Consider the following 12,259-nt stretch of genomic DNA (forward strand, 5'->3'; position numbering starts at 1 on the left):
GGGACGAAGCCGATAAAAAGAATCGGTTTCATCCCGCTTGTTGTTCGATGCCCTTTCAGAGCCGCTCACTTAACATAAATATGAAAGCGGACTCGGGCAGGCTTTGGGCTGGCCAACGCAACAAGCGCGCCGTTTGAGTCTTCTTAGCCACCCGGCCAAAATTTTTGAAATGTTACAGGAATTTTAGGCTTAAGACTACCCTTTAGTGATCGGACTATTCTAATGATAGCTTTCTGAAAGACTATTGGATAAATCACATTGAGGGGAACTTGGCTGATGAGCATATTTCTAAGTCACCCGTCATCTGTTCAGTGCATATTGACACTAATCGCCAAGAAGATGACCATAGGTACCTACTGCGGGTTTCGCAAAGGAAACTAAAATGAGTACCCACATCAGCATTGAAGATGCCGCCGCAATGATTGGGGTAAGTCCCCAACATACTAGATCTCTATGTCGAAACAAGGTGCTTCAAGCAGAAAGAATTGGCAACACCTGGGCCGTAGATGCTGATAGCGCCAAAAATTATCGAAAGCAAGCAGAGCACACTATCGCAGAGGATCATCCGGCCTACTTTGACACATCAGGCGGGCTTGACGCCCCCGTAGCCCTGAGTTTTTTTTCAGGCGCGATGGGGCTTGATCTTGGTATTGAAAAAGCAGGATTCGATATTCGTCTGGCCTGTGAATTCGACAAATACTGCCGCCAAACGATTCTTCTTAATCGCCCAAATACAGCATTGCTTGGTGATATTAATGAGTATTCTGCTGCACAAATTTTAAGCGCTGCGCAGCTAGACGCTTCAGCTGTTGATTTAATGGTCGGTGGCCCACCTTGCCAAGCATTTAGCACCGCGGGCAAACGGAAGGCTTTCAATGATGATCGCGGCAATGCCTTTTTAAAATTTATCAATTTGGCCATCGAGATACAGCCTCGCTTTCTAGTCATTGAGAATGTGCGAGGACTGCTGTCATGTCCTATGGATCACAGGCCGCACAGTCAGCGCGGCGCTGGCTTTCCTGATTTATCGTTGGACGAAATGAAAGGCGGGGCACTGAATTTCGTCTTGTGTTTATTAAAAAAAGCAGGCTATTCATGTACCTTCAACCTCTACAACTCTGCGAATTTTGGCACCCCACAAACCCGTGAAAGAGTCATCATCATCTGCTCACGTGACGGCAACGCCGCGCCATTTTTGCAACCAACGCACTCCGAAAATAGTAGCCATGGGCTACCAAAATGGACAACCTTTAAAGATGCAACTGTTGACCTCAAAAACCACACACATCTTAATTTTCCAGAAAAACGTTTGAAGTATTATCGTCAATTAAAAGCCGGACAAAATTGGCGAGCGCTACCCACCGATATGCAGCAAGAAGCACTCGGGAAGTCATTTTTTTCCGGTGGCGGAAAAACAGGCTTTTTAAGGCGTCTAAGCTGGGAAAGACCTTCACCTACACTGGTCACCCATCCAGCCATGCCAGCAACAGATTTGGCGCATCCAGAAGAAGATCGGCCTTTATCTATTGAAGAATACAAAAGAATTCAGGAATTTCCAGACAGCTGGCAATTGGCAGGGCCGCTATTACAGCAATATAAACAAGTGGGCAATGCCGTACCTGCCAGCTTAGGTTACGCAGTAGGCAAGCTTGTAAAAGATCTTCTTGAAAACAAAGCTACGGCACCGCCTGATGATTTTAAATTCTCAAGATACCGGGAAACTTCTCACCACGAATGGAGTCACGCTTTCAAGCGACAGCAAGCAGTCGCTCAACCCACACTATCCTTGTTTTAGATCTACGGAAGGGGCTCGCCCCTTCTCTAACCAGCTAAAGACGAATTTAACTTGATCAATTTAGCCCAGTCTATAGCACCGCTTTCCATGCAAAATTCAGCAATAAATTCTTGCGTAAATTTATTCACCATACGACTGTACGACTGTACGACTCTTGAAACTCGTCATTACGCTCGCGCGACTTGCTTCCAAGAGGCTCTATCAACTCAACGTATAATTCAGCGTCTCCAGATATAAAATCCCAAAACCGCTGTCCGCAATACTTAAAGTAATCACCCTTGTCAGGATTATTATCTCTTCCGTAGCAGCAACCGTTAACGGCGACAATATTTAGGCCCGACTGGCTAGTTCTTAAGGTTTTTTGTGCTGTCTTAAAATTAGTTTTCATCTGGCCGATTTGAGAGCTATTCCCCCAGTTAGGGCCTGACTTGATCGCGACGATATGCCGACGACCATTATGATCAAACTCGAGATCCACACCGGCAATACCCGACTTCCACCCACCGTATGTCTGCCCATTAATGAAAATAGCCAGCCCCTCAAGCCAATCACCAAACAAGGTTTCTTCATTCGAAGAGATATGGGCCTCCAGTATCCCTCGAACGATTTGCTCAGCCGTTTGAACATTTTTTGCTTTAAACAAATACGGATTTTTCCGTTTCAAGACGCCTTTAAGCTTGAGACTAGAGAGGCGATCAATTCGCTTTTGATGAAATATTCCAATGTTCTCAGATACATAATCTGTGACATCATCTAAGCATAAAGGCTTCATTATCTCACTCCGAATTATAATTCTCAGATAAGCCCCAACACATCCTGCATATCGTAATGGCCGTTGTCTTTATCCGCGACCCAGCGGGCAGCGCGTACGGCACCTTTGGCAAAGGTCATTCGGCTGGAGGCCTTGTGGGTAATTTCAATACGCTCGCCTTCGGTCGCGAACATCACCGTGTGCTCGCCGACAATATCGCCTGCGCGCACGGTGGCAAAGCCGATCTCTTTGTCGGTGCGCGGGCCGCACTGGCCGACTCGCTCGAATACGCCGTGCTCTTTCAAGCTACGCCCCAGGCTTGCGGCGATGACTTCGCCCATTTTGATCGCAGTACCTGATGGGGCATCGACCTTATGGCGATGATGCGACTCAATCACTTCAATATCATAGCCTTCATCGCCCAGCGCCCTAGCCGCGGTCTCCAGCAGCTTCAGGGTAAGATTGACGCCGACGCTCATATTGGGCGCAAACACCATGGGCACGCGATCGCGATAGCTATCCAGCGTTGCTAACTGGTCATCACTCATCCCCGTGGTGCCAATCACAATGCGCTTACCGTGCTCGGCGCAGAATGCCAGGTTGGCCAGCGTGACCTGGGGAGTCGTGAAATCAATTAGCACATCAAAGTCATCGACAATCGACTCAAGCGAATCTACCGCGACAACGCTGCGCTTACCCACACCGGCAAGCTCACCAATATCAGCGCCCGCCAAGGAACTGCCTTGCGCTACAACGCCGCCGGCCAGCGTCGCCTCAGCCTCTAGCTCTATCGCATTTACCAACGTGCGGCCCATTCGGCCAGCCACACCTACAATAGCAATTCGGGTCATGCGAACTCCTGTGCTAAGACTTGATAGATAAAAGAAAGTGCTCACTATTGGTCGCGATTATAGCAGACGCACAAAAGCGCTCTTTATTCGCTCAGTTCTCCCACACCACGACTATCTCTTCATCGCCCGCCATACGGATTAGATGGCGCTCAACCACACCTTCAAGCTCATCCAGGTGCTCTTCTTCCAGCGCTTCAATGGCGATCAATAGCGTACCGGGCTCAGCGCGCATTAAGCAGGTGCCCGTCGCAAACGTGATCTTGCCTTGCTGGTCGTCTTGTTCAACGTCCAGCTTATGCGCCCAGTGTTTGCATAGGCGGTTGATCAAACGTTCAGCCGACATGGTTTCAATCTTTGCACGAGATAAAGGCATAGTACTGCTCCATTTTATAAGTACTCACACGCTTAAAGCCGCTCTAACATTAGCATTATGGATGAAAAAACGCCGTGCCTTCACGGCAATTTGCGTGGCTAAGCAATGACAACCACGCTGAAATAGACAAAAAACACACCCTCACAAATAACAATGAGAATCAGTTATAATAAAGATTGCATCTTTAGTGCGATCAGATCACGATAACGCGCCAGAAAAGCCCCCTCACAGTTTATCTGTCGCGTGCGGCTTACCAACGTCGACTTATTAAACACCCTCAATTTTTTATCAACACCGACCGCCGAGAAAAACATGCTCAGTTTTAAGCACTTAAAACGCCTGCTTGGCACTCTCATTACGTCTGGCTTCTGCGCCACTGCAATGGCTGATGGCATCACCATTACCGATATCGCTGGCCGCCAAGTCACTTTAGACGGACCCGCAGAGCGCGTGATCTTAGGCGAGGGGCGGCAAATTTACCTGCTGGGACTACTCGAGCCAGAAGCTCCCTTTGCCCATGTAGTGGGCTGGCGCGAGGATTTTTCTCAGGCTGACCCGGACAACTACGCCCGCTATGCCGAGCGCTTCCCAGAAATTGAAGCGCTGCCTACCTTCGGCGGGTTTAAGGACGGCACTTTTGATGTGGAGCAGGCAGCCTCCCTTACCCCCGACGTAGTGCTGATGAATATCGAAGCGAAAGCGGCCACAGAGGACGCCGCCTACGATGAAAAACTGGCACAGCTAGGCATTCCTATTATCTACGTAGACTTTCGTGAAGACCCGTTGGCAAACACTATTGCGTCCATGCGGATCATCGGCCAAATCATGAACGATGAAGCAGCGGCCGAAGCCTTCATCGAGTTTGCCGAGAACCAGCTGGCACGCGTCACCGATGTGATTGCCGAGGCAAACCCCGATCGCCCAAGCGTATTTATCGACCGCGCCGGCGGCTACTCCGATGAATGCTGCATGAGCTTTGGCCCTGCCAACTTTGGCGAATATGTCACCCTCGCTGGCGGCACCAATATTGCCGAGGGCATTATTCCCGCAAGCTTCGGCAATCTGAACCCGGAGCAAATCATTGCCGCCAATCCTGACCATGTAGTTGTCACCGGCGGCAACTGGGATGCCTACGTACCCGGCGGCGACTGGGTTGGCGTGGGGCCTGGCTCAGATATGCAACAGGCTCACGCCAAGCTGGAAGCGCTGACCGAGCGCACCGCGATGACCGGCATTAAGGCCGTTGAATCTGGCAACTTCCACGCTATTTGGCACCAGTTTTACAACAGCCCTTACTACTTCGTAGCGGTACAGCAATTAGCCAAGTGGCTACACCCCGAGCTATTTGAAGACCTGGACCCGGAAGCCACCATGGAAGCACTGCACGAACGCTTCCTGCCCATCGACTATGAGCCCGGCTACTGGATATCGCTCCATGACGACTGATACGAGGATAACGGAAACGGAGGTAACAGAGCGCCTTTCACAGGGGCGCGCCTTTTACCATAGCCAAGTGTTCCGCCGCCAACTGATATTGGCTGCACTGGTGTTAGCGCTGTTTTTTAGCCTCTGCGTTGACCTGGCCCTCGGCCCCGCCCGCTACAGCCTGGGCGAAGTCATCGCGGCACTATTCACGCCGGGCAGCGTTAGCCAGCAGGCGCGGGTGATTGTCTGGGAAATCCGCATGCCGGTGGCATTGATGGCATTGGTGGTGGGCGCCAGCCTGTCGGTGGCTGGGGCGCAGATGCAGACCATTCTGAGCAACCCGCTCGCTAGCCCGTTTACCCTGGGAATTTCCGCCGGGGCTAGTTTTGGAGCCGCGCTGGGTCTCGCTTTTGGGGTGGCTATTGTGCCCGCCGCCATTGAGTTTGTGGTGCCTATCAACGCCTTCGTGATGGCCATGTTTACCGCGTTTTTAATTCATGCCTTAAGCCTAAAGCGCGGCGTGACGGTGGAGACGATTGTGCTGCTCGGCATCGCCATGGTGTTTATCTTTAACTCTTTGATGGCACTGATTCAGTTCTTTGCCAGCCAGGAGGCGGTATCCGCGGTGGTATTCTGGACCATGGGCAGCTTGACCAAAGCCACCTGGCCCAAGTTCTGGATCGCCCTCAGCATTCTAGCTTTGTCGATGCCGCTGCTTGCCCGGCACGGCTGGGCGCTGACCGCTATGCGCCTGGGCGATGCCAAAGCCGAGAGCATGGGCGTCAATCCCCGCGCGCTACGCTTGGAAGTGCTGGTGCTGGTGTCGCTACTCGCTGCTATCGCGGTAGCGTTTGTCGGCACCATTGGGTTTATTGGCTTGGTGGGCCCGCATATTGCGCGCATTTTGCTGGGTGAAGATCAGCGCTTCTTCCTGCCCGGTTCGGCGCTGTGCGGCGCGCTCATCCTTTCGGTGGGCTCGGTTATCTCTAAGATCATTATCCCCGGCACCATCATCCCCATTGGCATTATCACTTCACTGGTGGGCATTCCCTTCTTTCTATTTCTAGTGCTTAACCACAAGAAGGCCTCATGGTAACGCTACAACTGAGCCGCGTATCCGCCCGCTATGGGCGACGCCCTATTCTGCAAGAGATCACCACGCCCTGCTTTCAAGGCGGGCAAGTCGTCGCGCTGCTGGGCCCCAATGCGGCGGGAAAATCGACGCTTTTTAGGCGCATTTTAGGGCTCTTGAAAGGCGAAGGCGAGGTGACAATTAGCGGCACCAGCGCCGAGCGGCCGGTAGGTTATATGCCCCAAGACACGGGCGCTAAAGCGGTACTCACGGTATACGAATCGGTGCTTTTGGCGCGTATGCAGGGGCGTGGATTAAAAGTGCAGCCTGAAGATTTAGCCCAGGTGGATCGCGCACTGGACGAGCTGGCGATTACGGCCCTTGGCGAGCGCGATATTGGCGACCTCAGCGGCGGCCAGCGCCAGTTGGTCAGCGCCGCCCAAGCGCTGGTGCAAGAGCCAGAGATTCTGATGCTGGATGAGCCCACTTCGGCACTCGACCTTAACCGGCAAATTAGTCTGTTGACGGTGCTGCGCCGGCTGGCCGACGAGCGCCAGATGCTGATTCTGGTGGCACTCCACGACCTGGGGCATGCGCTACGCTTCGCCGACGCCGCTATGCTGCTGGAAAATGGCCGCCTGATTGCCTGCGGCCCCACCGCGGAAGTGATTACGCCAGCACTGTTGCAGCAAGTATATAAAGTCACGGCCCGAATTGAACCGTGCTCGAAAGGCCAGCCGCAGCTTATCGTCGAAGCAGCCATTTAGCCGATAACCTAAGCCGCCGCCCTTCCATCGCCGCTAGCGCTACCCCGCTTAACATAAGCGGTAGCGCTAGTAGGAAGCCGCTGGAGACCGGTATGCCAAACAGCACCCAATCGGCGAGCACAGGCCACACCAGGGCAATATATTCAAAAGGCGCCAACCGCGACGCCTCAGCATAGCGCAGCGCTAACGTCATCGCGATATGGGCAGCGCCGCCAAACAGGCCCGACAGCACTAACAGCACAAATTCCATCCGCGTCAATGCGGCCCACCCCAACGGAAGCGTGGCAAGCCCAGCCAGCGTCGCGACCACAATAAAGTAGAATGCAATCGAAGCCGCACTTTCGGTTCGCGAAATTCGCCGGACGGTTAATAGCGCTCCTGCCGTTAACAGCGCACCGAGCGCGCCTAGCGCATACCCGGTCGCTTGCCCACTGGCGGAACTCGCATTTAACCCAGGCAATATCAGCACCGCCACCCCAGCAAGCGCTAGCGCCACGCCCCCCATACGGTAGCGCGAGAACCGTTCACCCAGTAGCAGCACGCCACCCAACGCCATAAACACCGGCGTCAGTTGGGCCAGCAGCGTCGCCTCCGCCACCGGCAGAAACGCAACGGCTGCGAAAGAGGCAAACATTGCCGCCGCCCCCAACCCTGAACGCAGGGCATGCCCGAGCGGGCGGCGCGTAGCCAGCCCACGGGGAAATTCTCGCCGCAGCATGAGAAAAATCACCACGGGGAGCAGTGCAAACAGCGAGCGAAAAAAGACCGACTGCCCGACCGGCACGTCATCACTCACGGCCTTAATACACACCAGCATGCCCGTGAACAGCATGCCTGAGAGAATCCTCAGCCAGATGCCAAGAGACACTTTTTCTTGAAGATTATCCATGGCGCGTAGCATTTCCTAAACAGCAAAAACCCCCGGACGAACCGAGGGTTTTTGAACCAGATACCTAGCGTAGGCCCATCATCTCAGATTAGGGCTTCATATCTTCGAAGAAGCTTTTAACGCTATCGAAGAAGCCGCTTTTCTTAGGCGAATGGCTATGGCGGTTGCTGCCGTCAAAACTCTCCTGAAGCTGGCGCAGTAAATCGCGCTGCTCATCGTTGAGCTTCACCGGTGTTTCCACGACCACTTTGCACAGCAGGTCGCCAGCGACGCCGCCACGTACCGGCTTAACGCCTTTACCACGTAAGCGGAAAAGCTTTCCGGTTTGCGTTTCCGGCGGAATCTTCAGCTTCACACGGCCATTGAGCGTCGGCACTTCAAGCTCACCGCCTAACGCAGCATCAACAAAGTTGATCGGCACTTCACACTGCAGGTGCTTACCGTCACGCTGGAAGATGTGGTGTGGCTTGATCGATACCTGAACGTAAAGATCGCCTGCCGGACCACCGTTGACACCGCTTTCGCCTTCGCTGTTTAAACGAATGCGGTCGCCGGTATCCACGCCGGGTGGAATCTTAACGGAGAGTGTCCGCGTTTCGCGCACGCGCCCTTCGCTATTACACTTATGGCAAGGCACCTTGATGTGCTGACCAGAGCCGTGACATGTCGGGCACGTTTGCTGCACGGCAAAGAAGCCCTGCTGCATGCGCACTTGGCCGTGGCCATGACAGGTAGGGCACGTATCTTTAGAAGAACCGGGTTCAGCGCCACCGCCATCACAGCGATCGCATTCAATATGACGCGGCACGCGAATATCGACCGTAGTGCCAGCCACCGCGCTTTCCAGGTCCAGCTCTAGGTTGTAGCGTAGGTCTGAGCCGCGAGCTGGCGCGTTAGGGCCACGGCGACGACCACCGCCACCACCAAAGATATCGCCAAACACATCGCCAAAGATATCGCTGAAATCGCCGGCACCCGCACCCGCACCGCCGAAACCACCGCCCTGACCGTCAACGCCCGCATGGCCGAACTGGTCATAAGCAGCGCGCTTTTCGCCATCGCTGAGTACTTCATAGGCTTCAGACACCTCGCGGAATTTCTCTGCTGAGGTGTTATCGTCCGGGTTTCTATCAGGGTGGAATTTTTGCGCCAGACGGCGATAGGCCTGCTTGATCTGTTTCTGATCGGCCCCTTTTTCAACACCCAGGACTTCGTAATAATCGCGTTTGGACATAGGCCCTACGCCTCCTGGTTAGCTGCGCATTTCACTGCGCCTTTTAACACACATTTAACGACGCGCGTCTTGGCTGCGGAAACAGCAACGCGGGAGTAGGCTCCCGCGTCACCGCACTGCTTGTCAGAAAGACGTTACTTACGGCTTTTTCTGATCGTCGTTAACTTCTTCATACTCGGCATCAACGACATCATCTTCCGGCTTGGTGCTGGCATTTTCAGCGCCTTCACCGCCCTCTTGCTGCGCCGCTTCTGCCTGCTCGGCGTACATCTTCTGGGCTAGCTGGCCAGAGGCTTCGGTCAGCGCATCCAGCTTCTTCTGGATGTTATCGACATCGTCGCCTTTCACAGCTTCTTCCAGCTCAGTGATAGCGGTCTCGATAGCCTGTTTCTCGTCATCAGTCGCTTTATCGCCAGCTTCTTCCAACGTTTTGCGCGTGGCGTGAATCATGCCATCAGCTTGGTTGCGCAGCTGCACTAGCGTTTCGAACTTTTTGTCCTCTTCCGCGTGTGCTTCAGCGTCGCGCACCATTTGCTCGACTTCTTCATCTGACAAGCCGCTAGAGGCCTTGATGATGATGGACTGCTCTTTACCCGTCGCCTTATCTTTCGCCGACACGTTGAGGATACCGTTAGCATCCAAGTCAAAAGCGACTTCGATCTGCGGCACGCCGCGCGGTGCAGGCGGAATGTCGGCAAGGTCAAAACGACCCAGCGATTTGTTCTGCGAGACCTGTTTACGCTCACCCTGCACGGCGTGAATGGTCACCGCCGTTTGGTTGTCGTCCGCGGTCGAGAAGGTTTGCGTCTTTTTGGTCGGGATAGTGGTGTTCTTATCGATCAGCGGCGTCATTACGCCACCCAGGGTTTCGATACCCAGGGTCAGCGGCGTCACGTCAAGCAGCAGCACGTCTTTAACGTCACCGCCCAATACGCCGCCCTGAATCGCTGCACCTACGGCAACCGCCTCGTCAGGGTTAACGTCTTTGCGGGCTTCTTTACCAAAGAAGTCAGCGGCTTTCTTCTGCACCATCGGCATACGTGTCTGACCACCGACCAAGATGACTTCGTCGATTTCAGAAGCGGACAAGCCAGCATCTTTCAACGCCATTTTGCACGGCTCAAGCGAACGCTGGACCAGATCTTCTACCAGCGATTCAAGCTTAGCGCGCGTCACTTTAACGTTAAGGTGTTTCGGACCGGTGTTATCAGCCGTAATGTACGGCAGGTTGACGTCGGTATGTTGCGCGCTAGACAGTTCAATTTTAGCTTTCTCAGCCGCTTCTTTCAGGCGCTGCATAGCCAGGTTGTCGCCGGAAAGATTAATACCGCTATCCGCTTTGAACTGATCAACCAAGTAGTTAATCAGCGCCAAGTCGAAATCTTCGCCGCCCAGGAAGGTGTCGCCGTTGGTGGCCAACACTTCAAACTGAGTTTCGCCGTCAACGTCAGCAATTTCGATGATAGAAATATCGAAAGTACCGCCACCCAGGTCATAAACCGCAATGGTTTTGTCGCCGCGCGACTTGTCCATACCGTAGGCCAGTGCGGCAGCGGTTGGCTCGTTAATAATGCGCTTAACGTCTAGACCTGCGATGCGGCCGGCATCTTTAGTCGCCTGACGCTGGCTGTCGTTAAAATAGGCCGGCACGGTAATAACCGCTTCGGTTACCGCTTCGCCCAAGTAGTCTTCGGCGGTCTTTTTCATTTTCTTCAGCACTTCCGCACTAACCTGCGGGGGTGCCATTTTTTTGCCTTTTACTTCAACCCACGCATCGCCATTGTCTGCTTCGGCGATTTTGTAAGGCACCATCTTGATGTCTTTCTGGACAACGTCGTCTTTAAAACGACGGCCAATTAGGCGTTTGATGGCGTATAGCGTATTTTCCGGGTTGGTAACCGCTTGACGCTTGGCGGCCTGACCGACCAGCGTTTCACCATCGTCGGTATAGGCGATGATAGAAGGCGTAGTACGACCACCTTCGGCATTTTCAATCACTTTAGCGCTGTCACCATCAAGCACGGCCACACAAGAGTTGGTGGTGCCCAGGTCGATACCAATAATACGTCCCATAGTAATAACCTCGAATTTGGTAGTTATAAACAAAAAATTTAAAACATAACTGCGGGTTTCCCCGCGGGGTTGCCCTATATCTGGGGGCCACCGCTAACTTTTCAAGGTTTTTTTCACACCTTGTGTCACCAATTGCTTAATTGGCTTTCTGGCTCACGATAACCATCGCCGGACGCACAAGGCGTCCGTTAAGCAAATAACCTTTCTGCATGACATCCATGACGGTATTAGGATCTAGCTCCGGATTGGGCACCATGGCCATCGCCTCATGCACTTGAGGGTCGAAAGGCTCGCCATGAGGCTCTATGCTCTCAACGCCAAATTTGTTGAGCGCATCCAGCTGCATTCTTAACGTCATGGAAACACCTTCACGGTGCACATCAGAAGCACCTTCTTCCATGTTTTCCAGCGCTTTCTCAAGGCTATCCACCACTGGCAACAGCTCTTTGACAAACTTTTCGAGCGCGAACTTGCGGGCTTTGTCGGCTTCTTGCTCGGCACGACGACGCACGTTTTGTGCTTCGGCAGCGGCGCGCAGCGCTTGGTCTTTCGCTTCGGCTAAGCTTTGCTCTAGCTCATCGACCTTAGCGGCTAACATTTCAGCTTCAGGGTTATCAAGACTGCCGTCTAACGGCTCGTCGTCGTTAATTAACCCTTCCAGCTCGCCTTCCAGCAAGCGCTCTTCGGCGGCTTTTTCAGCCGCCTGTTCAGCGCCGTCTGCTTCATGCTCGTGGCGGTTCAGTTCGTCATCTAACGGAGTTTGCGGTTCTTTCGCCATGTTGTGCTCCTAAAAAGTAAGGCGCCTCTACACCAAGTTGCGCGCCAAGAGACAAGTTCATAATTAGCTATGCACGCTATATGGGGGCCATAAACGCCATCTCAAGAGGTGTATTGAAGTGAGTTATTAACTACTGTATAAATCAACAACTATTGGATAAGTATCCAGCTTCTGCGCCATACCGCCTCAGGAGGCGTCATGCTCACTCAGCTAGCTATTCAAGATTTCGCCATTGTCGATCACTTAGAGCT

General features: G+C 53.3%; 11 protein-coding genes. 4 read left to right on the plus strand and 7 right to left on the minus strand.

The genetic code is table 11. The features are described 5' to 3' along the window. Window positions 1–382: 382 nt before the first annotated feature. Window positions 383–1,795, plus strand: coding sequence for a DNA cytosine methyltransferase (locus tag ACTH5D_RS15165; RefSeq protein WP_441672694.1), 1,413 nt, complete (start codon window positions 383–385; stop codon window positions 1,793–1,795). A gap of 124 nt (window positions 1,796–1,919) precedes the next feature. Here ACTH5D_RS15165 and ACTH5D_RS15170 read toward each other — a convergent pair whose 3' ends face one another. The 3 genes from ACTH5D_RS15170 to ACTH5D_RS15180 all read right to left on the minus strand — a co-directional run bounded on the left by ACTH5D_RS15170 (window position 1,920) and on the right by ACTH5D_RS15180 (window position 3,770). Next, window positions 1,920–2,567 (minus strand): PmeII family type II restriction endonuclease, encoded by a 648-nt coding sequence (locus tag ACTH5D_RS15170; RefSeq protein ID WP_441672696.1) that lies wholly within the window; start codon window positions 2,565–2,567, stop codon window positions 1,920–1,922. A 23-nt stretch (window positions 2,568–2,590) separates the two neighbouring features. Continuing rightward, window positions 2,591–3,397, minus strand: a complete 807-nt coding sequence (gene dapB / locus ACTH5D_RS15175) for a 4-hydroxy-tetrahydrodipicolinate reductase (protein WP_441672698.1) — start codon at window positions 3,395–3,397, stop codon at window positions 2,591–2,593. 91 nt (window positions 3,398–3,488) lie between these two features. Continuing rightward, window positions 3,489–3,770, minus strand: coding sequence for a DUF2218 domain-containing protein (locus ACTH5D_RS15180; protein WP_441672700.1), 282 nt, complete (start codon window positions 3,768–3,770; stop codon window positions 3,489–3,491). A gap of 312 nt (window positions 3,771–4,082) precedes the next feature. On the opposite strand from ACTH5D_RS15180, the gene ACTH5D_RS15185 reads away from it, so the two are divergent. Genes ACTH5D_RS15185 through ACTH5D_RS15195 form a run of 3 tightly spaced genes read left to right on the plus strand, consistent with a single transcriptional unit; the run spans window position 4,083 to window position 7,034 of the window. After that, entirely contained in the window at window positions 4,083–5,216 is a 1,134-nt protein-coding gene (locus ACTH5D_RS15185; RefSeq protein WP_441672702.1) for an ABC transporter substrate-binding protein, read from the plus strand. Beyond that, on the plus strand, window positions 5,206–6,291 hold the full coding sequence (locus ACTH5D_RS15190; protein ID WP_192535995.1) for a FecCD family ABC transporter permease: 1,086 nt from the start codon (window positions 5,206–5,208) through the stop codon (window positions 6,289–6,291). Before ACTH5D_RS15185 ends, ACTH5D_RS15190 begins: the two co-directional genes overlap by 11 nt. Next, window positions 6,285–7,034 (plus strand): ABC transporter ATP-binding protein, encoded by a 750-nt coding sequence (locus ACTH5D_RS15195; protein WP_441672705.1) that lies wholly within the window; start codon window positions 6,285–6,287, stop codon window positions 7,032–7,034. The genes ACTH5D_RS15190 and ACTH5D_RS15195 overlap by 7 nt, the downstream gene beginning before the upstream one ends. Here the strand turns inward: ACTH5D_RS15195 and ACTH5D_RS15200 are convergent. From ACTH5D_RS15200 to grpE, 4 genes are all read right to left on the minus strand, one after another. Next, entirely contained in the window at window positions 7,012–7,923 is a 912-nt protein-coding gene (locus tag ACTH5D_RS15200; RefSeq protein WP_441672707.1) for a DMT family transporter, read from the minus strand. The two genes, ACTH5D_RS15195 and ACTH5D_RS15200, sit on opposite strands and share 23 nt — an antisense overlap. An 88-nt stretch (window positions 7,924–8,011) precedes the next feature. After that, the gene (dnaJ, locus tag ACTH5D_RS15205; protein ID WP_441672709.1) at window positions 8,012–9,157 is read right to left on the minus strand and encodes a molecular chaperone DnaJ; all 1,146 of its coding nucleotides are present in this window, start codon (window positions 9,155–9,157) and stop codon (window positions 8,012–8,014) included. A 138-nt stretch (window positions 9,158–9,295) separates the two neighbouring features. Further along, window positions 9,296–11,230 carry a molecular chaperone DnaK gene (gene dnaK / locus ACTH5D_RS15210; protein WP_235041115.1) on the minus strand — a complete coding sequence of 645 codons (1,935 nt, stop codon included), beginning with the start codon at window positions 11,228–11,230 and terminating at the stop codon, window positions 9,296–9,298. Between the two features lie 136 nt (window positions 11,231–11,366). Next, window positions 11,367–12,008, minus strand: a complete 642-nt coding sequence (gene grpE, locus ACTH5D_RS15215) for a nucleotide exchange factor GrpE (RefSeq protein WP_441672712.1) — start codon at window positions 12,006–12,008, stop codon at window positions 11,367–11,369. Window positions 12,009–12,259: the final 251 nt, after the last annotated feature.

It is taken from the genome of Halomonas sp., assembly GCF_052095695.1.
GTDB lineage: Bacteria > Pseudomonadota > Gammaproteobacteria > Pseudomonadales > Halomonadaceae > Vreelandella.

Coding starts and splice junctions, on each gene's coding strand:
- ACTH5D_RS15185 (WP_441672702.1), top strand. CDS start 4,083: ATGCTCAGTTTTAAGCACTTAAAACGCCTGCTTGGCACTCTCATTACG.
- ACTH5D_RS15170 (WP_441672696.1), bottom strand. CDS start 2,567: ATGAAGCCTTTATGCTTAGATGATGTCACAGATTATGTATCTGAGAAC.
- ACTH5D_RS15165 (WP_441672694.1), top strand. CDS start 383: ATGAGTACCCACATCAGCATTGAAGATGCCGCCGCAATGATTGGGGTA.
- grpE (WP_441672712.1), bottom strand. CDS start 12,008: ATGGCGAAAGAACCGCAAACTCCGTTAGATGACGAACTGAACCGCCAC.
- dnaJ (WP_441672709.1), bottom strand. CDS start 9,157: ATGTCCAAACGCGATTATTACGAAGTCCTGGGTGTTGAAAAAGGGGCC.
- ACTH5D_RS15200 (WP_441672707.1), bottom strand. CDS start 7,923: ATGGATAATCTTCAAGAAAAAGTGTCTCTTGGCATCTGGCTGAGGATT.
- dnaK (WP_235041115.1), bottom strand. CDS start 11,230: ATGGGACGTATTATTGGTATCGACCTGGGCACCACCAACTCTTGTGTG.
- ACTH5D_RS15195 (WP_441672705.1), top strand. CDS start 6,285: ATGGTAACGCTACAACTGAGCCGCGTATCCGCCCGCTATGGGCGACGC.
- dapB (WP_441672698.1), bottom strand. CDS start 3,397: ATGACCCGAATTGCTATTGTAGGTGTGGCTGGCCGAATGGGCCGCACG.
- ACTH5D_RS15180 (WP_441672700.1), bottom strand. CDS start 3,770: ATGCCTTTATCTCGTGCAAAGATTGAAACCATGTCGGCTGAACGTTTG.
- ACTH5D_RS15190 (WP_192535995.1), top strand. CDS start 5,206: ATGACGACTGATACGAGGATAACGGAAACGGAGGTAACAGAGCGCCTT.